The following is a 23,539-nucleotide window of genomic DNA, read 5'->3' as shown; positions in this document are numbered from 1 at the left end:
GTATTTTATTTCTTTATAAACTTTATAACTTGTTTTGAATTATCAAATTCTACTTCTAAAAAATAAATTGAATTGGGTAAATCATTTACATTTAGTTGATAATCCAATGTCAAAAGAGATAGTTGTATAGAGTTTAATAACCTTCCATTAAGATCATAAATAGAAATAGCCTTTATAGTCGAAAACGTTTTAATATTTAACATTTTATGTGTTGGGTTAGGGTATATTAAAACACTTTTTTTAGAATATTCCTCAATACTAAGACTTCCTTGTGTGTTCTTATACCAAATAATTTTATCATCATCAAATGAAGCAGATAAAACATCTATATTATTATCATTGTCTATATCTATAGCATAAACTGATGATGGATTATCTACATTAGTAGTTATAATCTGTTGTGCGCCAAACACACCTTGTCCATTTGTATTTTCATACCAAGCTATTTTGTCATCATTTCCAGAAGCAGAAATTACATCTTTATCACCATCATTGTCAATATCTATGGCATAAACAGAACTAGCTCCATCTGCAATGGTAGTAATTATTTGCTGTGTACCAAATACACCTTGTCCATTTGTGTTTTCATACCAAGCTATTTTGTCATCATCCCTAGAAGCAGAAAGTATATCCATATCTCCATCTCCATCTATATCAATAGAATAAATGGAACTTGCTCCATATGCATTGGTGGTAATTATTTGCTGTGCGCCAAATGTACCTTGTCCATCTAAATTTTCGTACCAAGCTATTTTGTTATCATTCTCAGAAGCAGAAAGTACATCCATATCTCCATCTCCATCTATATCAGTAGAATAAACAGAACTAGCTCCTTCCGCAATTGTTGTTATATTTTGCTGAGAAACCATTATTCCAAAGCCATTATTCTCATGCCAAACTATTTTATTATCAAAATAAGAAGCTGTAATAATATCCATATCTCCATCTGCATCAATATCAGAAGAATATATTGAAGTATATCCATTACTAGAATACCCAGTATATTGAATGGTTTCAAAATTACCTAAACCATCTATATTTCTATACCATGCTATACCTGTATAAAAAGCGCAAAGCACATCATTATCACCATCGCCATCTAAATCAGTTGCATGTACAGATTTTGCGCCAATTGCATCTGTGGTAATAATATGCTGATTCCCATAATTAAATTCACCATTTATATTTTCATACCAAGCTATTCTATTATCATTTTCTGAAGCAGAAATTATATCCATATCACCATCTCCATCTACATCTGTAGAATATACTGATTTTACACCATCAGCAGATGCTCCAATAGTTTGTTGGTTTCCAAAAGTGCCTTGTCCATCTAAATTTTCGTACCAAGCTATCTTATCATCTGTACTAGAAGCAGAAAACACATCTATATTACCATCATTATTTATATCAGATGCTAATACAGATAAAGCTGTATTAGTATTATTGGTAATTATTTGTTGACTTCCAAAAGCGCCTTGTCCATTTATGTTTTCATACCAAACTATTTTGTCTGCAAAAAACAATGATACTAAAACATCCATATCTCCATCATTATCTACATCTGCTGCATATATATCTATATCTTCTGTAATATTTGCAATAATTTGTTGATTTCCAAAAGCGCCTTGCCCATCTGTATTTTCATACCAAACTAATTTACCTTGATTATATGAATAAGCAATTATATCCATATCACCATCCCCATCTAAATCAGTTGCATATTTTGTAGATATTCCCTCAAAATTATCTATAACTTGTGGGTTCCCATAAGTAGAACCATTAATGTTTTCCGACCATGATATTACATCATCAGAATTAGAGGCTAGAATAGCATCCATATCTCCATCACTATCTATATCTGCTATATAAGCTGAAGAAATATCTTGACTAGTAGATATTAACATTACTTGTCGACTCCCAAAAACACCTTGTCCATTTGTATTTTCGTACCAAGTAATCATATTATAAGCATAAGAAATAGCTAGTACATCCATATCCCCATCAAAATCTATATCGGTTGCATATATAAAATGACTATTGCCAGATGTAGTAATAATTTGCGGATTAGAAAAAGTACCAAAACCGTCTTCGTTTTCATACCAACTTATTGTGCCTTCAAAAAGAGAAGTGGTAAGTATATCTTCATCACCATCACCATCTAAATCGGTAATATATATAGCGTGAATTTTGCCAGATGTAGTGATAACGTGTGGGCTAAAATAAGTACCTAAACCATCAATATTTTCAAACCAAGTTAATTTTCTCTCAAATGTTGATATTGATTCTGAAATGGAAATCACGTCTTTATCTCCATCACCATCAATATCAGAAACATATACGTTTTTAGCATTTTTGGTTTGAGGAAATTCATCAACAATAATTTTTTCATCAAAAGTTATCTGGCCAAAGCCAAGCTGAGACATGAACAATAGTATAAGCAATTTGTTTTTCATAATTATGTAATATGGTTTTGTTTTTTTTACTATCGAGTATATTATGTACAACGTATTTGTGTATGATTTTTTGCGGGAAAAAGACGCGAGTCATTTTCCGTTGTTTCGGAAAGATAATTAATAAGATTAAATTTCCGCAAAGGAAATTCAGCCGCAATTAATTATACACCTTGTTGTGGTGTCGTTTTTTTATTTTTAATTGTCCCAATAATCGTCATTTTTAATCTTTTCAGATACTGTTTTGATGAATTGGTTATATTTTTCAATTGGCTCAAATTCCAACAATTCAGGGTTTTCAGTCAACCATTTTTCTATAATTCCTGAAGTCCAAATTTCAGGTAACTTTTCATCGTCCAGATAGTTTGACATAAAAGCAAATTCATTTACCATAGTCAATTTATCAAAATCATATTCCGATTTATCTGCTGGGAAATTTTCAATGACATATGACTGATGACAACATTGTAAATGTTCAGCATAAAGTTTGGTGAAAAGCAGAGTCACATATTTTTCGTGAGCATTTTTGTCAATAGTTCTTAATTCTCTAAATCTTTTGATGATGTTTTTGGGAATTGAGTCTAAAGCAGATGAACCTTTGGGTGAGAAATTCAGAGCAAATTCAGAAACATCTTTCTTATAGTTTCGAGTTTCCAATTCCGATTGAGTTTTCAATTCAGATTCAGAGTGGGGTCCGTTTTCAGTTTTTTCCTGTTTCTGATTACAGTAAAACAACAAAAATAAAATCGGTAGAAAAAGTACTTTATTTAAATTCACAATGTTTCTCTTAAATGCACCACAACTGATTATATATTCAATTTTATTAAGCATACGAAACGATTAAAGCCTTATATACTTACTTTTTATTAAAAAATAACTCAGAAAAATAAAGGAATAGGAGGAAGTATCTATCACTTTTTCATTTTTCAACAAGTTAAAGAAAAGAAATTTTTTATAATAAACAATAGAATATCTGTAAATAAGTGATAAAGTGAAAAAAAACCTAAATTTAATTATGGTTAAAAAGGAAAATTAAATTTCTTCATCGAACATTTTTTCAAATTTCCATAAAGATACTTTTCGTATTCTTTGCATTCGATCTGATAATTCAGCATTATAAGTACATCGAGGAGGATCAAAGCCAATCCAATTAGGAAAATAACGCTTAGCCATAGTGTAAATACTTCTATCAAAACGCTTAGAACGCATGAAATTTTTATCATTTTCTATACCAATGACTAAATATGTACGATAAGAAATTACATATTTAAAAGCTTCAGGTAAAGGCCATTTTGCCTCCCCAAGACCTTCGTCTTCATATGTAAAAGACTGAGAAAATCCTTCAATTTCCATTTTAGGATTTTCAATATCAGAAGTTGTAGGCAAACTATTACGATATCTAATAAATGTTATCCAAAACCAGATTCGTAAATAAAGACTTATGAGCATTAGTTTTTAAATTATACCAATAAAAATAATAAAAAGGTCTCGACTGCGCTCGACCAGACACATTTAATGACATTAATTAATTGAGAACAATACAAAAGCAATTAAAAATAAGTTTTTTTTCAAATCTTTTTTATTGTGTTTCCTGCGCAAAATCTATGGAAAGAAATAATTTATTCGCAGGTATATAGATTACTTCACTGTAAAATAAATGTTCGATTTATAGTGATCGAAAAAAATTAATTCTCTAACTGAGATTAAAGCTTAACCTATTGATAAGAATTTTAAAAAAATCAAGGTAGAAGGTTAGCCGAAAGATGAAAAGCTGTATGAGCTTTAGGGAGTTCTTTTCATCTGTGGTTGTTGATACCTTAGTATTTTTAAATTCTTATCATTTTCAGTCTTGATTTTTACTCCTTTGCATCAAGGAAAAGGAGAGGAAATATAGGTTATTTACATATTGATATAAATTATTATTTTTTAGTGTTTTAAAAAATGTCGATGGTAGTGCTTTTGAGATATAAAAAGCGTTTCGAGAACAATTTCGAAGTTAAAATTCTTATTCTCGATACATTTTTTCTTCATTTAATTGCGAAAAACCACTCGAATTGACAGAATTTTATTCAAAATGTTCGAAAGTTATATTAATAGATTTTTACGTTTCCCTTCGCTTTTACTAAAAGAAAACTTAAATTAGTTTTAAGTATGGTGATTTAGACTGTCGAAATCACAGAAAAGAGATTCATTTTTACAAATCAATCTCTTTTAAAGCCTTGATGTTATTACGCTCTAAGAAAGCATCAATAGTTTCAAAATGCTCAATCACACGTTGATCTTTAAATTCAAAAACTTTTTGAGATAAACCTTGTAGGAAATCACGATCGTGAGAAACCAAAATTAAAGTTCCGTCGTAATCCAATAAGGCTTCTTTAATCACATCTTTCGATTTTAAATCTAAGTGATTTGTAGGCTCATCTAAAATTAATAAGTTCACAGGCTCCAATAATAATTTAACCATCGCCAAACGCGTTCTTTCACCCCCAGAAAGTACTTTTACTTTCTTTTCTAAATCGTCTCCGCTAAACATAAAACGACCTAAAATATTTTTAATCTGCGTACGAATATCACCTTCGGCAACTTCATCAACCGTTTGGAAAATCGTTAATTCAGGATCTAATAACGAAGCTTGATTCTGAGCAAAATAGCCAACTTTAGCATTATGACCTAATCCACCTTCACCTTCAAAATCAATTTCGCCCATTATAGCTTTAATCATGGTAGATTTTCCTTCACCATTTCTACCCACAAAAGATACTTTTTCACCACGAGCAATGGCAAAACTAGCTTCTTTAAAAACGACATGATCACCATACGCTTTTGTCAATTCACTAACTTTAACCGGATAATCACCAGATCTTGGAGAAGGAGGAAAGCGTAATTTTAAAGCAGAAGTATCTACTTCATCAATCTCTACAGGAACTAATTTTTCTAACATTCGCTCACGAGAAGCCACCTGATTGGTTTTAGAGTAGGTTCCTTTAAATCGCTCAATAAATGCTTTGGTTTCTGCAATAAACTTTTGTTGTTCTTCGTAAGCCTTTAATTGATGTGCTCTACGTTCTTTTCGTAATTCTAAATAATGAGAATAATTTGCTTTATAATCGTGAATTGTTCCCATTGTAACTTCTATAGTACGATTAGTAATATTATCAATAAACGCTTTGTCGTGAGAAATGACTACAACAGCTTTAGCTTTGTTTAATAAGAAGTTTTCTAACCAAATTACAGATTCAATATCAACATGGTTAGTAGGCTCATCTAGTAGAATTAAATCAGGTTTTTGTAATAAGATTTTAGCCAATTCAATACGCATTCGCCAACCACCACTAAACTCAGAAGTTGCTCTGTCGAAATCTTCAGGTTTAAAACCTAAACCTTTTAAAGCTTTTTCAACTTCAGCTTCATAATTAATCTCTTCTAAAGCATAGTATTTCTCACCTAAATCCGAAACACGTTCTATGATTTTCATATACGCTTCAGATTCGTAATCGGTACGCGTTTCTAATTGCTTATTTAAATCATCCATTTCAGCTTTCATATCAAAAACTGATTTAAATGCTTTTGAAGTTTCTTCTTTTACAGTACAATTATCTTCAATCAATAAATGCTGAGGAAGGTAAGCAATCACTGTATCTTTAGAACAACGAATTCCTCCTTTTGTAGGAGAAGTTAATCCTGCAATAATCTTCATCATGGTAGATTTTCCTGCTCCATTTTTACCCATTAAAGCGATTTTGTCATTTTCATTAATCACAAAAGAAACATCGCTAAATAAAGCACTTCCGTTAAATTCAACTGTTAATTGATCTACTGATATCATAGTGTTATTTTATAATGTCGCGAAAATAATGATTTTAGAATTGTAGATCTTTTAATTTTAGTAGAAAATATGACTAATTATTTCTATAAATAAGGTGAGTTCTGTATAAGAATATATGGTGTCAAAATTGTCAGTTCTAGTGATTTTCGATAGAAAATCGTATCGAGAAAGGCAATTTTGGTTCTAAGTTAGTTCTCGATACATCTCAATATCCATCGGGATACTCGAACTAACATCTTTTAATCATATTGAACCCAACATAAATAGAGATTAAAAATCGTACTGTTTATTTTTTAATTAATTTTTTAGGTTATAAAATCAAACATTTCGATGTAAATTGTTTAATAAAAAACATTACGAACTTTTTTTTGGTTGATTTAAAAAATATCTTATAAATTTGCAACAGAAAAATAATTATAATGACTTTTATTCAATTACATCATCATCATCATCATATTTGCACTCAGGCGAATTGATAGTGATATGTATGTAATAACAATCATAAAATTAAAATCCGTTTGAGTAAGTCAAACGGATTTTTTTAGTTTATAAAACTTTCAAGAGTCTAAAGATTTACTCAAACAGCAACACAAAATAACAATGAGTAAATTAAGATTAGCAGTTCAAAAATCAGGTAGATTAAATGAAGAATCCCTTAAACTTTTAAAGGCAATAGGTATTTCTATCGATAATGGGAAAGATCAACTAAAAGCATCAGCTAGAAATTTTCCTTTAGAGGTATTCTTTTTACGCAATGGTGATATTCCGCAATATTTAAGAGATGGCGTTGTAGATATTGCTATTATTGGAGAAAATTTAATTCTAGAGAAAGGAGAAAGTATCGAAGTAGTTGAAAAATTAGGTTTTTCGAAATGTAAAGTTTCTATAGCAGTACCTAAAACATCAGAAATTTCTAGTTTAAAGGAATTAGCTGGTAAACGTATTGCTACTTCATATCCAAAAACTGTAGAGAAATTCTTAGAAAAAGAAGGAATTACAGCTAATTTACACATTATTAACGGATCTGTTGAAATTGCACCAAATATTGGTTTAGCAGATGCGATTTGTGATATTGTATCTAGTGGAAGCACATTATTCAAAAACAATTTAAAAGAGATTGAAGTTTTATTAAAATCGGAAGCTGTTTTAGTAAAGTCGCCAAAACTTTCTGAAGAAAATGAAGCAATTTTAAAAAAAATTCAGTTCAGATTACAATCAGTTTTAAAAGGTAGAGAGAATAAGTACGTGTTATTAAATGCACCGAACGATAAGTTAGAAACTATTACTAAGATTTTACCAGGAATGCGTAGTCCTACTATTTTACCATTAGCACAAGAAGGATGGAGTTCTGTTCACTCAGTAATTAATAAGAACGATTTTTGGGATGTAATTGATGAATTACGTGAAGCAGGAGCTGAAGGAATTCTAGTTTGTCCGATTGAAAATATGGTACAATAAAAATATTAATAACAAAAAGTAGATGTCAGTTCGAGTGTTTTTTATGAAGAGTTATCGTAATAAAATATGTATCGAGAACAATTCGATTAACGAAAACTTCTCGATAAAAAATTATTCTTCATTACATTACAAATAATTTCACTCGAAGTGACATTTAGAGTAGATATATAATTATAATTTAACAAATTGTAATATCATGAAACAATACGACAATCCAGATCAGAAAGAATGGTTAGACTTGTGTAAAAGAGCACAGTTTGATAAATCTACATTAGATGAAGTTGTGACTAATATTTTGGAAGATGTAAAAGAAAATAAAGACACAGCTTTATTCAAATATGCTGAACGTTTTGATGGTGTGAAATTAACTTCTTTAACTGTAAATCAAGAAGAAATTAAAGAAGCAGTAAATGAAGTATCTGAAGACTTAAAACAAGCGATTATTTTAGCAAAAAATAATATTGAAAAGTTTCACGAATCTCAGAAGGAAGCTCCACAAAAAATTGAAACTACCAAAGGCGTATCATGTTGGAGAAAATCTGTAGGAATAGAAAAAGTTGGTTTATACATTCCTGGTGGAACAGCACCATTATTCTCAACGATTTTAATGTTAGCTATTCCAGCTAAAGTTGCAGGTTGTAAAGAGATCGTGTTATGTACACCATCAAATAAGGAAGGAAAAGTTAATCCAGCAATTTTATACACAGCGAATTTAGTTGGTGTAACTCAAATTTTTAAAGTTGGAGGAGCACAAGCAGTTGGAGCTATGACGTATGGGACGGAAACTATTCCGCAAGTATATAAAATTTTCGGACCAGGAAATCAATATGTTACTAAAGCGAAAGAATTAGTGCAACAATCTGGAGTGGCTATAGATATGCCAGCCGGACCGAGTGAAGTTTTAGTAATAGCAGATGAAACTTGTAATCCTAGTTTTGTTGCGGCAGATTTATTATCGCAAGCTGAACACGGAGTAGACAGTCAAGTGATTTTATTATCAGATAGTGAGACTATAATTTCAGAAGTGAACAAAGAAGTAGGAAAGCAATTAGCAGAATTACCAAGAAATGAGATTGCTCAAAAAGCTTTAGAAAATAGTAGATCATTATATTTTTCTGATATGAATACCTGTATTGAATTTAGTAATGAATACGCCCCAGAACACTTAATTATAGCTTCAGAAAAAGCTGATAATTTCATTGATAAAATAACTAACGCTGGTTCTGTGTTCTTAGGAAACTATAGTTGTGAAAGTGCAGGAGATTATGCTTCAGGAACAAATCACACGCTACCGACTTACGGTTATGCGAAGAATTATAGTGGAGTTTCGTTAGATAGTTTTGTAAAGAAAATTACCTTTCAAAAGTTATCTAAAGAAGGAATAAACAATATTGGTAATGCGATTGAATTAATGGCGGAAGCAGAAGGTTTACAAGCGCACAAAAATGCAGTAGCGTTACGATTAAATTCTATTAAAAGTTAAATTGTCACCTCGAGCGAAGTCGAGAGGTTATTTAGATCTCGACTCCGCTCGATCTGACATATCAAGTAAATAATGAAAACAATCAATTTAGAAAATATAGTTAGAGAAAACATTTTAAATCTAACGCCATATTCATCAGCAAGAGACGAATTTAAAGGAACTGCAGATGTATTTTTAGATGCGAATGAAAATCCTTACGGAACATTAAATCGTTATCCAGATCCACATCAAAGGGAAATCAAGGAAAAGTTAGCGAAAATCAAAAACGTTGAATCGAGTCAAGTTTTTATAGGAAACGGAAGCGATGAAATTATCGATTTAGCTTACAGAATCTTTTGTAAACCCGGAGTTGATAAAGCATTAACATTCTCACCAACTTACGGAATGTACGATGTTTCTGCAGGAATCAATAATGTAGAATTAATCAAACAACCATTAATTAATGATTATCAGATTAATTTAAATCAGTTACAACCGTATTTAGATGACCCGAAAGTGAAAATCATTTTTGTATGTTCACCGAACAATCCTACAGGAAATTCTTTCAATATAGAAGATGTAGAATACATTCTAGATAATTTTGATGGCATTGTTATTATAGATGAAGCGTATATCGATTTTAGTGAACAAGCATCATTTATTAGTAAAATTAACGATTATGAAAATTTAATTGTTAGTCAGACATTCAGTAAAGCTTGGGGATTAGCAGGAGTTCGTGTTGGAGCGGCTTATATGAATGAAAAACTAATGGATTTATACAAACGTGTAAAACCGCCATATAATGTAAGTGTTTTAAATCAAGAAGCTGTTTTAGAATCGTTAAACACATATGAGTTAGTTCAAGCAAATATTAAAGCAATTTTACAAGAACGAGATAATTTGAGAGAGAAATTAGCTGGATTGAAAATTGTAAATAAAATTTATCCTACAGATGCTAACTTTTTATTAGTGAATGTAGATAATGCAGATAAAACGTATGATTTTTTAATACAAAAAAAGGTAATTATTAGAAACCGTAACAAAGTAGTTCATAACTGTATTAGAATCACTGTAGGAACACCTGAGGAAAACGATAAATTAATTAAAGCATTAAACGAATTAAGTTAATTGTCACTTCGAGCGGAGTCGAGAAGTTATTAAGATCTCGACTCTGCTCGACCTGACATTTTAAAACGAAAATAAAGTGAGCAAAAAAGTATTATTTATAGATAGAGACGGAACTTTAGTAATAGAACCACCAATCGATTATCAATTAGATAGTTTAGAAAAATTAGAGTTTTATCCTAAAGTATTTCGTTACATGGCTAAAATAGCTGAAGAGCTAGATTACGAATTAGTAATGGTAACCAATCAAGATGGATTAGGAACAGATTCTTTTCCTGAAGATACATTTTGGCCTGCACAAAATAAAGTGATTACAGCTTTTGAAAGAGAAGGAGTTGTATTTTCTGAAGTAGTAATTGATAAAACTTTTGCTCATGAAAATGCACCGACTCGTAAGCCAAGAACCGGATTATTAACACATTATTTTTCTGAAGAATATGATTTAGAGAATTCTTTCGTCTTAGGTGATCGTATTACGGATATGGAATTAGCGAAAAATTTAGGAGCAAAGGGAATTTACTTATCTGAGAATCCAGAATTAGGAGCAGATGAAATCGAAGCTTCTAAACAAGAAATTGTCGGTTGTATTGCTTTAACAAGTACAGATTGGGCAGCCATTTACGAGTTCTTAAAGTTAGAAGATCGTGTTGCAGAGATTACAAGAAATACGAACGAAACTAAAATTTATATCAAACTGAATTTAGATGGTTCTGGTAAAAATGATATTGATACAGGATTAAAGTTTTTCGATCACATGTTAGATCAAATTGGTCGTCATGGAGCAATGGATTTAACCATCAAAGTAGACGGAGATTTAGAAGTAGATGAACATCATACTATTGAAGACACGATGATTGCTTTCGGAGAATTATTCAATAAAGCTTTAGGAAATAAATTAGGTATAGAACGTTACGGTTTCTGTTTACCAATGGATGATTGTTTGGCGCAAGTTGCTGTTGATTTTGGAGGAAGAAACTGGTTAGAATGGGATGCTGAGTTTAAGCGTGAGAAAATAGGAGATATGCCAACAGAAATGTTCTTCCACTTATTTAAATCATTTACAGACGGAGCGAAATGTAATTTAAATATTAAAGCCGAAGGTGTAAACGAACATCACAAGATAGAAGGTATTTTTAAAGCTTTTGCTAAGGCGATGAAAATGGCTGTTAAGCGTGATGCAAATAAAATGTTTTTACCAAGTACTAAAGGGCTACTTTAGTGGCTAGTATTAAGTTTTGAGTACAAAGTTTACTATTTTGAAAACTTAATACTTAATACTAATTACTCAATACTAAAAAAGAATGAAATTAGTAATAATAGATTACGGAGCAGGAAATATAAAAAGTATTCAATTTGCTTTTAAACGTTTGGGAGTAGATGCTGTGTTAACCAATAACGTAGCTGAAATTCAGAATGCAGACAAAGTGATTTTTCCAGGTGTAGGAGAAGCAAGTTCTGCAATGCAAAAACTAAGAGAAAGCGGATTAGATAAAGTGATTCCAACTTTAAAACAACCTGTTTTAGGAATTTGTTTAGGAATGCAGTTAATGTGTAATTCTTCAGAAGAAGGAGATACAAAAGGTCTAGGTATTTTCGAAGTCGATATAAAACGTTTTTCTAACGAAGTTAAAGTTCCACAAATGGGATGGAACACGATAACAGATTTAAAATCTGAATTATTCAAAGGCATAAAAGAAGATGAATATATGTACTTAGTACATAGTTTTTATGCTGAAGATTGTGAATACGCCATAGCTTCTACAGAATACGGAGTAAAATATGCAACAGCTTTACATAAAGATAATTTCTACGGAACGCAATTTCATCCTGAAAAAAGTGGAGTAGAAGGAGAAAAGATTTTAAAGAACTTTTTAGCTTTATAACTTAAAATAGAATGGAAAGTAGAATGAATTATAAAAAGTGGGCTTTTAAACTGTTATTGTACATCATTATTATCAATATATGTGTGGCTTTTTTACCTTTTTTTACGCATAGTTTAAATATCTTGGTTTTATCAATTATAGCAGATATATTATTTCTGGCAGGTATTTCACTAACTATTGCATCAATTAAGAATAAAGAAGAGAAAGATTATCAGTATTATTTTTCAATTACAGGTTATCCTATTTTAATAATATTATTCGTTTTAATAACCTTTATAATTAAATAAATGACACAAGAAGAGAAACAAATCATTTTAGAAACATATAAATGGATTAAAGTTAAAAAGTATGTAGATGATCAATCTCTATCTAGGGAAGAGCGTTATAAAAGATTAGAAAAACATCATTTAGAAGAGACCAATTTTTTGATTGATAAAATTAGAGAAGTAGTAAAGGAATTATAATTACTAATTTGATGGAGTTAATTTATTTCATTTATCGTTTGATATTATTCAGATAATACATGTAATTATAAAAATGAAGGCTTGTAGCTAACTGCCAAAAGCCAAAAATCTAAAACTAAAGAACAACTAACAAAATGAGAATTATACCAGCTATAGATATTATAGACGGAAAATGTGTCCGTTTAACAAAAGGCGATTACGATACAAAAAAAATATATAATGAAAGTCCAGTTGAAGTTGCTAAGGAATTTCAAGATGCTGGAATCGAATATTTACACGTAGTAGATTTAGATGGAGCTAAATCAAAACACATAGTTAATTACAATATCTTAGAACAAATTGCTGTAAAAACTAATTTAAAAATAGATTTTGGAGGAGGCCTTAAATCTGATGAAGATGCTAAAATAGCTTTTGAAAGTGGAGCAAATCAAATAACAGGAGGAAGTATTGCGGTTAAAAATCCTGATGTGTTTATTAATTGGATTAAAGAATATGGCGCTGACAAAATAATTCTTGGAGCAGATTGTAAAAATCGTAAAATAGCTACACATGGATGGATGGAAACCTCTGTAGTTGACGTAGTAGAATTTATTGTTGATTATGTAGAAATAGGCATTACAAATGTAATTTGTACAGATGTAGCTAAAGATGGGATGTTATCAGGTACATCAAACAAACTTTATAAAGAAATCCTTGATACAACTAGAGTAAATTTAATAGCTAGTGGAGGAGTTGCAGTAATTGATGATTTATATAAGGTTAAAGAACTAGGTTGCGAAGGAGTAATTATCGGTAAGGCTATCTATGAGAATAGAGTTAGTTTAAAAGAATTAGAAAATTTTATAGTTTCAAATAGTTAATGTTATGAATGAAGAATTACTTAATGAATTTAAAGAGCAAATCATTTTTAGACTTGACGAAAGTTCAAGAATGAATATGAAATCTCTGGCTTTAATTTCTGAAGAAGATGTATGGAAACGTTTTAATCAATCATCAAATAGTATTGGTAATTTGATTTTACACCTTTGCGGAAATATAACTCAGTATGCCATTGCTTCTCTAGGGAATAAAGAAGATCAAAGAAATAGAGATTTAGAGTTTTCTACAGAAAAAGGATATACAAAAGCAGAATTATTGAGTAAACTTTCAGCAACAGTACAAGAAGCAAAACGTACCATTTTAGAAACTTCTCAAGAAGAGTATTTGAGAAAGAGAAAAGTACAGGGTTTTAATTTTTCAGGAATAGGAATAGCAATACATGTTACAGAACATTATTCTTATCATACTGGTCAAATTGCATTTTGGATTAAGCAATTAAAAAATAAAGATCTTGGATTTTATGATGGTATCGATTTAACAGTAAAAAATAAACAGTAACATGTTAACAAAAAGAATTATTCCTTGTTTAGATATAAAAAACGGAAGAACTGTAAAAGGTGTCAATTTCGTTAATTTAATAGATGCTGGTGATCCAGTTGTATTAGCTAAACAATATGCAGAAATAGGAGCAGACGAATTGGTGTTTTTAGATATTGCAGCTACATTAGAAAATAGGGGAACAACTTTAGAAATGGTAGAAAAAGTTGCCGCACAAGTAAACATTCCATTTACAGTTGGAGGAGGAATTTCTTCTGTAGAACATGTAGATGCATTGTTAAAATGTGGAGCAGATAAAGTTTCTATCAATTCATCAGCAGTAAAAAGACCAGAGCTGGTAAATGAATTATCTCAAAAGTTCGGAAGTCAATGTGTAGTTGTAGCAATAGATGCAAAACAAATTGATGGAGAATGGAAAGTACATTTAGCTGGAGGAACGATTCCTACAGAATTAAATCTTTTCGATTGGGCTAAAGAAGTAGAAGAAAGAGGTGCAGGAGAAATCTTATTTACTTCTATGGATAATGACGGAACTAAAGCAGGTTTTGCTAATAAAGCCTTAGCAAGGTTATCAGAAGAACTAAATATTCCAATTATCGCTTCTGGTGGTGCAGGTTCTGTGCAACATTTTGTAGATACGTTTATAGAAGGAAAGTCAGATGCAGCATTAGCAGCTAGTGTTTTTCACTTCGGAGAAATTCCAATTCCTGAGTTAAAACAAGAATTAAAAAATCAGAATATTCCAGTTCGTTTGTGAGGTACAAAAATGACATTTGATAAAAGTTTTGAAAATCAAGGTAACAGAGTGGACTAAAAGATGAAAAGCTGTTTGAACGAAGTGAGTTCTTTTCATCTGTGGTAGGTAATACCGTAGTATTTTCTTAAATTTTTATCATAAGTCTTGATTTTTTGATTCGTTTTGTATCAAGACAAAATAGATACTAAAAGTATAAAAATGAAAAGGAAAAAATTATTTCTAGATGATATTAGAACCATAGATATGGTTTATGATGTGTCAGAAGAAAAAGACTATGATATTGTAAGAACTTACGAAACGTTTGTTACTTACATAAAAGAAAAAGGATTACCAAAGTTTATCAGTTTTGATAATGATCTTGGATTAGATAAAAATGGTGAGGTTGCTCTAGATGGATATGCTGCTGCAAAGTGGTTAGTATATGAATCTGGATTAGATTTATCAGAATTAAAATATAAAGTACATTCTGCAAATCCAGTAGCAGCAGAACAAATAAGAGGATTATTAAATAATTATATCAATTTTTTAAATAGAAAATAAATGTCAACTCGAGCGCAGTCGAGAGGTAGTATTTTAAATAAATATATCAGTAGGTCTCAACTGTGCTTGACCTGACAGCAAAAACATAAAAATGAAAATAGATTTTACTAAAAGCAGTGATGGGTTAGTACCTGTTGTGGTTCAAAACAATAATACTTTACAAGTTTTAATGTTAGGATACATGAACCAAGAAGCATTTGAAAAAACTGAAAAAGAACAAGTAGTTACCTTTTTTAGTAGAAGTAAAAACAGATTATGGACCAAAGGTGAATCGAGTGGGAATTTTTTACATGTAAAAGATATTCAAATCGATTGCGATAATGATACGGTATTAATCAAAGCAGATCCTAAAGGCCCAACTTGTCATAAAGGTAATACCTCTTGTTTTGCTGAAGAAACTCCTAAAGGTTTCTTATATGAGTTAGAACAAATTATCCACGATAGAATTGATAACAATGTTGAATCTTCTTACACGAACAAATTATATAAAAGAGGAATTAATAAAGTAGCTCAAAAAGTAGGTGAAGAAGCCGTAGAAGTTGTAATTGAAGCTAAAGACAATAACGATGAGTTATTTACGAATGAAGCTGCAGATTTAATGTACCATTACATTATTTTACTAAAAGCTAAAGGATTTACTTTAAAAGACATTGAAGCTGTTTTAAAAAGCAGGCATTAATAGTTTTTATTTATTTAGTACTATAATCAAAGAAAAAAGTAATCTCTAAAAACAGATGTTACGACAGCAAAAATAAATAAGACAATATATCGGTGAATTCCTTTGTCTGTTTTTTACTTGGATTATTTTTCTATAGATAGTATCAATTATTGCATAAACTATAGCAATGCAAGTAAAAGTTAAAAAGGTTAATAGTAACGTAATCATTGTCTTACTTCTTCGTTAACTTAAACTTGAATATTAAAAAGAGGTAATTAAAAAATACAGACCAAGCGCTTAGTTTTAATTTAGGTAATTTTCCTAAACCTAGGCGTTTTATTTGTGCTTCATACCAAATAATATTCATCATTCCATCAATTCCTTTTACTCCTGTTTTATTAATATTTACAGGAAATGTTGATCGAGATTCATTTAAAATTTCATTTCCAATATTTGGAAATAAGCAGTATGGACGCGCAAGTCCAACAACATCTAATTTTTCAGAAGCAATTGCATCTTGCATTACAGAAACGGTTCTAAATCCTCCAGTTAACATTAATGGAGTTTTAGTAATAGCTCTTGCTTTTTCGATATAATCAATAAAATAAGCTTCTCTTTCTTTGGTACTTTGCTTACGATTTCCCATCATCATTGCAGGGGCTTCGTAAGTTCCTCCAGAAATTTCAATTAAATCAATTCCAGCTTCAGAAAGCAACTCAATAACCTTCATTGAATCTTCTTCATTGAATCCGCCTTTTTGAAAATCAGCAGAGTTTAACTTAATTCCAATCGGAAAATCTGCACCTACTTGTTTTCTAATTTCTTTATAAACTTCTAAAACAAACTTAGCTCTCTTTTCAAAACTTCCTCCCCATTCATCTTCTCGAACATTTGCATAAGGTGATAAAAACTGACTTACTAAATATCCATGTGCACCATGAATTTGAACTCCTCCAAAACCAGCTTCTTTTAAAATTCTTGAAGTAGTTCCGAAACGTTTAACAATATCAAGGATTTCATTGTGGGTTAAGGCTTTTGGAATTTTAGTTGTTGCTTTTTTCCTTCCTTTAGATTTTAATGGAATTGCAGATGGAGCTTTTAAAACACTATTAATTTGATTCATTGCTTGTCGCCCAGGATGATTAATTTGTACCCAAAGTTGAGTGTTTGTTCCTTGTACAGAATTTGCCCATTTTTGTAATTTTTCGAAATGACGTTTGTCTTCTACAACTACATTCATAGGTTCACCAAGAGCTTTGCTATCAATCATTACATTACCCGTAATTAATAATCCAGAACCGCTTTTTGCCCATTTTTTATAAGCATTTATTAAAATTGGCGTTGGTTCGTGAGTTTTATTAGATAAGTTTTCACTCATTGCAGATTTAGCGATTCTATTAGCTAATGTGGTTCCGTTTGGAAGTATTAACGCATCTTGTAGTATAGTCATTGGGTCGATTAAAAAAGTATGTAATTTACTTAATTCTTAAAAATACTTAATACATCTAAATTACTCAGATATAAAATGAAAAAGTTTAGAGAATAGTTTTCATGAATACCTATTTTTGCAGTTCATTTTTTAGTGAATGATTTATGAAGTTTAGTGAACACATTGTATCTAACTATAAACCTAAAAACCTAGCTGTAAAACTTTCTAGTAAAGGAGAACAGCATGTAATAAAAAAGCATCCTTGGGTATTTTCAAACAGTATTGAAAAGATTAGCAATGAACCTAAAACTGGAGATTTAGCTATTATTTTTAGTAAGAAAAGAAATAAGGTTGTTGGAATTGGTTTGTATGATGCAGATTCACCAATTCGAATAAAAGTTATTCATAATGAAAATGAAAAAGCTACTATAAATGCTGAGTTTTTTAAGACTAAAATTGAAACAGCTTACAACAAACGCCAAAAATTATTAGAAACAAATACCAATAGTTACCGACTTATTTTTGGTGAAAATGATGGGTTTCCATCTTTAATCGCTGATGTATATGCTAATGTCTTGGTGGTGAAATTGTATTCTGAAATTTGGTTACCTTTTTTACAAGATATATTACAAAGTTTACAGCAAGTTTCTAAAGCGGAAACTGTTGTGATTCGTTTAAGTAGAAATGTTGAGAAATCTCCAAATCATAATCTGAAAGACGGAGAAGTAATTTATGGGGTTTTAGAAGATGAGGTGGTACAATTCGTAGAACACAGTGTAAACTTTTCCGCAAATGTGATTAAAGGACATAAAACAGGGTATTTTTTAGATCATAGAGCAAATAGAAAACGAGTAGGAGAGTTGAGTAAAGGAAAACGTGTTTTAGATGTGTTTTCTTATGCTGGCGGATTTTCAGTTCATGCATTGTATAATCAAGCAAAAGAAGTAACCAGTTTAGATATTAGTAAACAGGCTTTACAGATTGCTATTGAAAACGGAAAATTGAATGATTATTCTGGAGTTCATAAAACTATAGCTGGTGATGCTTTTGAAGAATTACGAAAGTTAATTCAGCAGAATGTGAAATTTGATGTTGTTGTTATAGATCCACCAAGTTTTGCAAAACAAGCTTCAGAAATTGATTTAGCAGAGAAAAAATATAAACAATTAGCGAAATTAGGTGTACAACTTACAGCTAAAAACGGATTGCTAGTTTTGGCTTCTTGTTCATCTAGAGTTGTTGCTGAGACTTTTTTTAGTATTAATGAAGAAACATTAAAAGCATCAAAAAGAAGATTTAAAATAGATGCTAAAACTTACCATGATATCGATCATCCTATTGGTTTTCCAGAGGGAGCATATTTAAAATGTGGCTATTATCAATTTTTAGATTAATTTATACAATTTGATAATAGAATAAGCATTACCTTAGACCAATGAACAGACAACAATTACTTATTCTATTATCTTTTTTTTCAATTTATTTTATCTGGGGTTCCACCTATTTATTAAATAAAATTGCAGTTGCAGAATTACCACCTTTATTTTTAGCATCTATTCGTTTTGGTGTAGCAGGAATATTGATTCTAATTATCGCTAAACTTTTAAAAAAGTCATTAAAAGTTACTAAAAAGCAATTATTAAATTTAACAATAGCAGGTTTTTTATTTTTGGTGTATGGAAATGGAGTTTTTGTATGGGCTTTAAAATATGTAGATAGTGGTTTCGCAGCTTTATTAGCTTCTACTCAACCACTATTTGTATTGTTTTTATTACGTTTAATAGACGGGAAGAGAATGCAACAAAAATCGATTATTGGTGTTTGTTTAGGAATTTTAGGAATGTATCTTTTAGTAAGTCAGAAAACAATTGCTACTTCAGAAGGTATGATTTTAGGAATTTTTATGATTCTTTCTTGTGTGTTAAGTTGGAGTTACGGTAGTGTATTTGTTTCTAAAGCTAATCTTCCCAAAAACTTCTTTGTAAGTACTGGATATCAAATGACAATAGGAAGTGTTTTATTATTTTTTTGGAGTCAGGTTTTTGGAGAAGATATCACTTCAATTTATTCAATAAGTAATAAAGTACAATGGTCGATTGTAATGTTAATTGTGTTTGGAAGTATTATTGCATTCACTTCATTTAATTATTTATTGAAAGTTGTATCACCAGAGAAAGTGTCTACTTCAGCATATGTTAACCCAGTAATTGCTTTGTTATTAGGATGGTATTTTCTAGGAGAAAAACTTACAAATCAGTCAATAATAGCTTCTTGTGTTTTATTAACAGGAGTATATTTTATTACTTCAAGAAAAAGAATTACTAAACAAAAAGTTCGACCTTCTCAAAAAACATAAGAAAAAAATAATTCGTGTAGGGTAGGAATTTTTAAATGTGAATTGTAGTATATATATAATCCACTAAATTTTTTATTGATATGAACACGAAAAAAGTTTTGAATTATGTAATGTATACTGCAATTACTGTTACAGTATTATGGGGAACATTTTTTTTAATGGTACAACACTTTAAAAATTTACCTATTATTTAAAAGTATATATTTTAATTGCTGTGTGGTGATTTTACCACCAAACTATGAAAACTTTGTATAGCTCGCCATTATTTTTTTTCAACCAGGATAATGGAGAGTTTTTTTTATTTAAAAACAGTGCTAATTTTTCTTTAAAATCTTCAAATGATAACCAATCTACATTGTAATGTGGTTTTACTAACCAATTGTGTTTTGTTGGGATAAAAAACTTACAATCTTCAAATAAATTTAACTCTTTTTCATAAATATAAAATCCTTCAATACATTCGTTATTAATAACAGGAAAATCTTTTTCTAAATCATTTATATGAGGAAATAATTGAGCTTTAAAAAGTACTTTCTGATGAATATCTTTTACATTTAAATTATATTTTTTTAAGGCTTCAATAGTTTTTTCGTGATATAATAATGGAAGTTGTTTATGAATTAACTTTTTATATTTTTGATAAAAACTATCATTTCTATTGGGTCCAATCCAATGTTCAATTTCAGAATTTCCCACAGAAGAATCATATAAGTAAAACTTATAAATGATTTCTAAATGATGAGGTATATTGTTTTGTAAAAGTATACAATCAAGTTCTCCTACAGTTATTTTATGATTCTGTATTTGTAGATTTTCAGTAATAATATTAATGCTTTCGTTTTCATTAAGTTCATTAAAAACAAATTGTTCTACTAGTTTTCCTAGTCTAGGATTGTCATTAATTTTTAATTTAAATAAATCAATATAATTTAATTGATAACCAGTGAATTGATGAAGATTATTTAAAGTTTTTGTCCATAAAGGTTTTGTTTCTAAATAACCTTGATATTGTAATTGTATTTCTTTGTTTTTAAAATGCATTAATGTTAAATAATTCTAAATAATATTACTTATGATTTTCAAACTTGGTGTAAAAATACAAATAGCCGTATTTTTATAGTATGATTAATCAGTTTAAAAAAGGACTGCGTTTTGAAAAATTTGAAGAAAAGCAGATTCCGCCATTCGACAAGCTTTTTGATATTTTCAAAGAGTTGATCACATACACTTCTGGTGATTTCGATGAAGCATTCGAATGGTTAAAACAATTAGACAAAGAATATAAATTAACCACGCCTGAATATACTTTAGACGATTTTCTTGAAGACTTAAAAAACAAAGGTTACATCCGAGAAGAGTTTGATGATCCAAAAGATGGAACAGGAAATGGTGATGGGAAATTAAAAATCACTTCTAAAACAGAACAAGCTATTCGTCAGAATGCTTTAGATCAAATTTTCGGTAAACTTAAAAAAAGCCGTTTAGGAAACCATAAAACGAAAACCACAGGTCAAGGTGATGAACGCACAGGAGAACTGAGAAACTTTCATTTTGGTGATGCTTTAGATCGAATTTCTATGACAGAGAGTATTAAAAATGCTCAAATTAATAACGGAATAGGTAATTTTTCACTAACTGAACAAGACTTAGTTGTAGAAGAAACCAATTTTAAAGCTCAAATGAGTACGGTTTTAATGATTGATATCAGTCATAGTATGATATTGTATGGTGAAGATAGAATAACACCGGCAAAAAAGGTAGCAATGGCTTTAACGGAGTTAATAAAAACACGTTATCCGAAAGACACTATCGATATTTTAGTTTTCGGAAACGATGCTTGGCCAATTTCTGTAAAAGAACTTCCGTATTTAAAAGTCGGTCCGTATCACACAAACACTGTAGCAGGTTTACAATTGGCTATGGATATTTTACGAAGAAAACGTAATACCAATAAACAAATTTTTATGATTACCGATGGTAAACCAAGTTGTTTGCGTCTACCAGATGGAACATATTATAAAAATAGTAATGGTTTAGATAAATACATTGTTGAGAAATGCTATAATATGGCTTCTCAAGCAAGAAAATTACACATTCCAATTACTACATTTATGATCGCTCAAGATCCATATTTAATGCAATTTATCCGTCATTTTACACAAGCAAATCAAGGAAAAGCATTTTACACAGGACTTAAAGGTTTAGGAGAAATGATTTTTGAAGATTACGAACAAAATAGAAAAAAAAGAATACGAGGAATATAAATTATGAAGTATACTGAAATAAAAACATTTGGAGCTTTAAAAGAAGCAGGTTATGAATCGATTTCTATTAAAGATGAATTAAGGAATAATTTAATTAAAAAACTAAAGAATCAAGAAACTGTTTTTGAAGGTGTATGGGGCTATGAAAATTCTGTAATTCCAGAGCTAGAAACAGCAATATTATCTAAACACAACATCAATCTTTTAGGATTAAGAGGACAAGCTAAAACTAGATTAGCTCGTTTAATGGTTAATTTGTTAGATGAGTATATTCCTGTTGTTGGAGGTTCGGAAATTAATGACGATCCTTTCAATCCTTTGTCTCGTTTTGCTAAAGAATTAATAGCAGAGCGCGGAGACGATACACCAATTACTTGGTTGCATAGAGATGAACGTTTCTTTGAAAAGTTAGCAACTCCAGACGTAACTGTAGCAGATTTAATTGGAGATATTGATCCGATAAAAGCCATGAATTTAAAATTGAATTATGCAGATGATCGTGTAATTCACTTCGGAATGATCCCGAGAGCTAATCGCTGTATTTTTGTAATTAACGAAATTCCCGATTTACAGGCTCGAATTCAAGTTTCTCTATTCAATATACTTCAAGAAGGAGATATCCAAATACGTGGTTTTAAACTACGTTTACCGTTAGATATTCAGTTTGTTTTTACTGCAAATCCAGAAGATTATACAAATAGAGGTAGTATTGTTACGCCATTAAAAGATAGAATAGGATCACAGATTTTAACACATTATCCGAAATCAGTGGATATTGCAGAGAAAATTACAGAGCAAGAAGCTAAAATTTTACAAGGACAAAAAGACACTGTTTACGTGCCTAAATTAGCTAAAAGATTAGTTGAACAAATTAGTTTTGAAGCCAGAGAAAGTGAATATGTAGATGTAAAAAGTGGTGTAAGTGCTCGTATGAGTATTTCTATATTTGAAAATTTATTGAGTACAGCTGAACGCAGAAGTTTGTTAACTGAAGATGATAAAACATCAATTCGATTATTAGATTTCTTTGGTACAATTCCTGCAATTACTGGAAAAATAGAATTGGTATACGAAGGTGAACAAGAAGGAGCAGATGTTGTAGCGCAATCTTTAATTAGCAGTGCTGTAAAAACAATTTTTGTTGAACTTTTCCCAGAAATCAAAAAGCTAAAGAGAGAAGATGAGGAAACTCCTTATGATGGAATTTCTCAATGGTTCTATTCAAAAGATGCGATTGAATTATTAGATGATATGGATGATACTTATTTTAAAGAACAGTTAGATAGTATAACGCCTTTAAATACTTTAATAAGTACACATCAACCTGAATTTCCTAAAGAAGATTTGTATTTCTTAAAAGAGTTTATTCTTTGGGCTTTGTCTGAATATAAAATTTTAAATAAAGAACGTTTTACTACAGGTTTTCAATTCAATGATCCATTAGCAAATTATATTAGAGGAATCTAAAACTAGAAATATAAAATTTT

The 23,539-nt window shown here is 30.2% G+C and carries 22 protein-coding genes; 16 read left to right on the top strand and 6 right to left on the bottom strand.

The window, feature by feature from the left end; genetic code table 11:
• Nucleotides 1-5: 5 nt before the first annotated feature.
• The 4 genes from ACSIGC_RS02875 to ACSIGC_RS02860 all read right to left on the bottom strand — a co-directional run bounded on the left by ACSIGC_RS02875 (nucleotide 6) and on the right by ACSIGC_RS02860 (nucleotide 6,279).
• On the bottom strand, nucleotides 6-2,456 hold the full coding sequence (locus ACSIGC_RS02875) for a T9SS type A sorting domain-containing protein (protein WP_442266655.1): 2,451 nt from the start codon (nucleotides 2,454-2,456) through the stop codon (nucleotides 6-8).
• 195 nt (nucleotides 2,457-2,651) lie between these two features.
• Nucleotides 2,652-3,284, bottom strand: coding sequence for a hypothetical protein (locus ACSIGC_RS02870; RefSeq protein WP_442266654.1), 633 nt, complete (start codon nucleotides 3,282-3,284; stop codon nucleotides 2,652-2,654).
• 201 nt (nucleotides 3,285-3,485) lie between these two features.
• Nucleotides 3,486-3,902 carry a hypothetical protein gene (locus tag ACSIGC_RS02865; protein ID WP_442266653.1) on the bottom strand — a complete coding sequence of 139 codons (417 nt, stop codon included), beginning with the start codon at nucleotides 3,900-3,902 and terminating at the stop codon, nucleotides 3,486-3,488.
• Nucleotides 3,903-4,647: 745 nt separating this feature from the next.
• Complete coding sequence (locus ACSIGC_RS02860; protein ID WP_442266652.1) at nucleotides 4,648-6,279, bottom strand: ABC-F family ATP-binding cassette domain-containing protein; 1,632 nt, start codon at nucleotides 6,277-6,279, stop codon at nucleotides 4,648-4,650.
• Nucleotides 6,280-6,879: 600 nt separating this feature from the next.
• Between ACSIGC_RS02860 and hisG the strand changes: the two genes are divergently transcribed.
• The 12 genes from hisG to hisIE all read left to right on the top strand — a co-directional run bounded on the left by hisG (nucleotide 6,880) and on the right by hisIE (nucleotide 16,024).
• A complete protein-coding gene (gene hisG, locus ACSIGC_RS02855; protein WP_442266651.1) occupies nucleotides 6,880-7,737 on the top strand; it encodes an ATP phosphoribosyltransferase in 858 nt (285 codons plus the stop codon).
• Between the two features lie 196 nt (nucleotides 7,738-7,933).
• Entirely contained in the window at nucleotides 7,934-9,220 is a 1,287-nt protein-coding gene (gene hisD, locus ACSIGC_RS02850; RefSeq protein WP_442266650.1) for a histidinol dehydrogenase, read from the top strand.
• A gap of 72 nt (nucleotides 9,221-9,292) precedes the next feature.
• Entirely contained in the window at nucleotides 9,293-10,327 is a 1,035-nt protein-coding gene (hisC, locus tag ACSIGC_RS02845) for a histidinol-phosphate transaminase (protein ID WP_442266649.1), read from the top strand.
• A 76-nt stretch (nucleotides 10,328-10,403) separates the two neighbouring features.
• A complete protein-coding gene (gene hisB, locus ACSIGC_RS02840) occupies nucleotides 10,404-11,543 on the top strand; it encodes a bifunctional histidinol-phosphatase/imidazoleglycerol-phosphate dehydratase HisB (protein ID WP_442266648.1) in 1,140 nt (379 codons plus the stop codon).
• Nucleotides 11,544-11,625: 82 nt separating this feature from the next.
• Nucleotides 11,626-12,207 (top strand): imidazole glycerol phosphate synthase subunit HisH, encoded by a 582-nt coding sequence (hisH, locus tag ACSIGC_RS02835; RefSeq protein WP_442266647.1) that lies wholly within the window; start codon nucleotides 11,626-11,628, stop codon nucleotides 12,205-12,207.
• Nucleotides 12,208-12,218: 11 nt separating this feature from the next.
• On the top strand, nucleotides 12,219-12,494 hold the full coding sequence (locus ACSIGC_RS02830) for a hypothetical protein (RefSeq protein WP_442266646.1): 276 nt from the start codon (nucleotides 12,219-12,221) through the stop codon (nucleotides 12,492-12,494).
• Nucleotides 12,495-12,671, top strand: a complete 177-nt coding sequence (locus tag ACSIGC_RS02825; protein ID WP_442266645.1) for a hypothetical protein — start codon at nucleotides 12,495-12,497, stop codon at nucleotides 12,669-12,671.
• A 134-nt stretch (nucleotides 12,672-12,805) separates the two neighbouring features.
• Complete coding sequence (gene hisA / locus ACSIGC_RS02820) at nucleotides 12,806-13,531, top strand: 1-(5-phosphoribosyl)-5-[(5-phosphoribosylamino)methylideneamino]imidazole-4-carboxamide isomerase (RefSeq protein WP_442266644.1); 726 nt, start codon at nucleotides 12,806-12,808, stop codon at nucleotides 13,529-13,531.
• Between the two features lie 4 nt (nucleotides 13,532-13,535).
• The gene (locus ACSIGC_RS02815) at nucleotides 13,536-14,048 is read left to right on the top strand and encodes a DinB family protein (RefSeq protein WP_442266643.1); all 513 of its coding nucleotides are present in this window, start codon (nucleotides 13,536-13,538) and stop codon (nucleotides 14,046-14,048) included.
• 1 nt (nucleotide 14,049) lies between these two features.
• Entirely contained in the window at nucleotides 14,050-14,805 is a 756-nt protein-coding gene (hisF, locus tag ACSIGC_RS02810; RefSeq protein ID WP_442266642.1) for an imidazole glycerol phosphate synthase subunit HisF, read from the top strand.
• 198 nt (nucleotides 14,806-15,003) lie between these two features.
• The gene (locus ACSIGC_RS02805; RefSeq protein ID WP_442266641.1) at nucleotides 15,004-15,345 is read left to right on the top strand and encodes a cyclic-phosphate processing receiver domain-containing protein; all 342 of its coding nucleotides are present in this window, start codon (nucleotides 15,004-15,006) and stop codon (nucleotides 15,343-15,345) included.
• A 91-nt stretch (nucleotides 15,346-15,436) separates the two neighbouring features.
• Entirely contained in the window at nucleotides 15,437-16,024 is a 588-nt protein-coding gene (gene hisIE / locus ACSIGC_RS02800) for a bifunctional phosphoribosyl-AMP cyclohydrolase/phosphoribosyl-ATP diphosphatase HisIE (protein ID WP_442266640.1), read from the top strand.
• Nucleotides 16,025-16,235: 211 nt separating this feature from the next.
• On the opposite strand, the gene ACSIGC_RS02795 is transcribed toward hisIE, so the two are convergent.
• Entirely contained in the window at nucleotides 16,236-17,453 is a 1,218-nt protein-coding gene (locus ACSIGC_RS02795) for an NADH:flavin oxidoreductase/NADH oxidase family protein (protein ID WP_442266639.1), read from the bottom strand.
• Between the two features lie 143 nt (nucleotides 17,454-17,596).
• On the opposite strand from ACSIGC_RS02795, the gene ACSIGC_RS02790 reads away from it, so the two are divergent.
• Both ACSIGC_RS02790 and ACSIGC_RS02785 read left to right on the top strand, forming a co-directional pair.
• The gene (locus ACSIGC_RS02790; protein ID WP_442266638.1) at nucleotides 17,597-18,826 is read left to right on the top strand and encodes a class I SAM-dependent rRNA methyltransferase; all 1,230 of its coding nucleotides are present in this window, start codon (nucleotides 17,597-17,599) and stop codon (nucleotides 18,824-18,826) included.
• A 41-nt stretch (nucleotides 18,827-18,867) separates the two neighbouring features.
• Entirely contained in the window at nucleotides 18,868-19,788 is a 921-nt protein-coding gene (locus ACSIGC_RS02785; protein WP_442266637.1) for an EamA family transporter, read from the top strand.
• Nucleotides 19,789-20,013: 225 nt separating this feature from the next.
• On the opposite strand, the gene ACSIGC_RS02780 is transcribed toward ACSIGC_RS02785, so the two are convergent.
• Nucleotides 20,014-20,829: a DUF1853 family protein gene (locus ACSIGC_RS02780; RefSeq protein WP_442266636.1), complete on the bottom strand. Its 816-nt coding sequence runs from the start codon at nucleotides 20,827-20,829 to the stop codon at nucleotides 20,014-20,016.
• Nucleotides 20,830-20,909: 80 nt separating this feature from the next.
• Between ACSIGC_RS02780 and ACSIGC_RS02775 the strand changes: the two genes are divergently transcribed.
• Together ACSIGC_RS02775 and ACSIGC_RS02770 are read left to right on the top strand one after the other, a co-directional pair.
• Complete coding sequence (locus ACSIGC_RS02775; protein ID WP_442266635.1) at nucleotides 20,910-22,052, top strand: vWA domain-containing protein; 1,143 nt, start codon at nucleotides 20,910-20,912, stop codon at nucleotides 22,050-22,052.
• Between the two features lie 3 nt (nucleotides 22,053-22,055).
• Entirely contained in the window at nucleotides 22,056-23,519 is a 1,464-nt protein-coding gene (locus ACSIGC_RS02770; protein ID WP_442266634.1) for an AAA family ATPase, read from the top strand.
• Nucleotides 23,520-23,539: the final 20 nt, after the last annotated feature.

It is taken from the genome of Tenacibaculum aquaeponti, from assembly GCF_052084715.1.
In the GTDB taxonomy this organism is placed as follows: Bacteria; Bacteroidota; Bacteroidia; order Flavobacteriales; family Flavobacteriaceae; genus Polaribacter.
The sequence above is the reverse complement of the archived record's forward strand: the minus strand, read 5'-3'. Positions and strand labels throughout refer to the sequence as shown.

Bases quoted from the DNA above. Each gene is read 5' to 3' on its own strand.
- ACSIGC_RS02770 (WP_442266634.1), top strand. From the start codon at position 22,056: ATGAAGTATACTGAAATAAAAACATTTGGAGCTTTAAAAGAAGCAGGT.
- ACSIGC_RS02795 (WP_442266639.1), bottom strand. From the start codon at position 17,453: ATGACTATACTACAAGATGCGTTAATACTTCCAAACGGAACCACATTA.
- ACSIGC_RS02815 (WP_442266643.1), top strand. From the start codon at position 13,536: ATGAATGAAGAATTACTTAATGAATTTAAAGAGCAAATCATTTTTAGA.
- hisH (WP_442266647.1), top strand. From the start codon at position 11,626: ATGAAATTAGTAATAATAGATTACGGAGCAGGAAATATAAAAAGTATT.
- ACSIGC_RS02865 (WP_442266653.1), bottom strand. From the start codon at position 3,902: ATGCTCATAAGTCTTTATTTACGAATCTGGTTTTGGATAACATTTATT.
- hisIE (WP_442266640.1), top strand. From the start codon at position 15,437: ATGAAAATAGATTTTACTAAAAGCAGTGATGGGTTAGTACCTGTTGTG.
- ACSIGC_RS02860 (WP_442266652.1), bottom strand. From the start codon at position 6,279: ATGATATCAGTAGATCAATTAACAGTTGAATTTAACGGAAGTGCTTTA.
- ACSIGC_RS02775 (WP_442266635.1), top strand. From the start codon at position 20,910: ATGATTAATCAGTTTAAAAAAGGACTGCGTTTTGAAAAATTTGAAGAA.
- ACSIGC_RS02825 (WP_442266645.1), top strand. From the start codon at position 12,495: ATGACACAAGAAGAGAAACAAATCATTTTAGAAACATATAAATGGATT.
- hisG (WP_442266651.1), top strand. From the start codon at position 6,880: ATGAGTAAATTAAGATTAGCAGTTCAAAAATCAGGTAGATTAAATGAA.
- ACSIGC_RS02790 (WP_442266638.1), top strand. From the start codon at position 17,597: ATGAAGTTTAGTGAACACATTGTATCTAACTATAAACCTAAAAACCTA.
- hisF (WP_442266642.1), top strand. From the start codon at position 14,050: ATGTTAACAAAAAGAATTATTCCTTGTTTAGATATAAAAAACGGAAGA.
- hisA (WP_442266644.1), top strand. From the start codon at position 12,806: ATGAGAATTATACCAGCTATAGATATTATAGACGGAAAATGTGTCCGT.
- ACSIGC_RS02785 (WP_442266637.1), top strand. From the start codon at position 18,868: ATGAACAGACAACAATTACTTATTCTATTATCTTTTTTTTCAATTTAT.
- ACSIGC_RS02805 (WP_442266641.1), top strand. From the start codon at position 15,004: ATGAAAAGGAAAAAATTATTTCTAGATGATATTAGAACCATAGATATG.
- hisC (WP_442266649.1), top strand. From the start codon at position 9,293: ATGAAAACAATCAATTTAGAAAATATAGTTAGAGAAAACATTTTAAAT.
- ACSIGC_RS02870 (WP_442266654.1), bottom strand. From the start codon at position 3,284: ATGCTTAATAAAATTGAATATATAATCAGTTGTGGTGCATTTAAGAGA.
- hisD (WP_442266650.1), top strand. From the start codon at position 7,934: ATGAAACAATACGACAATCCAGATCAGAAAGAATGGTTAGACTTGTGT.
- ACSIGC_RS02875 (WP_442266655.1), bottom strand. From the start codon at position 2,456: ATGAAAAACAAATTGCTTATACTATTGTTCATGTCTCAGCTTGGCTTT.
- ACSIGC_RS02780 (WP_442266636.1), bottom strand. From the start codon at position 20,829: ATGCATTTTAAAAACAAAGAAATACAATTACAATATCAAGGTTATTTA.
- ACSIGC_RS02830 (WP_442266646.1), top strand. From the start codon at position 12,219: ATGGAAAGTAGAATGAATTATAAAAAGTGGGCTTTTAAACTGTTATTG.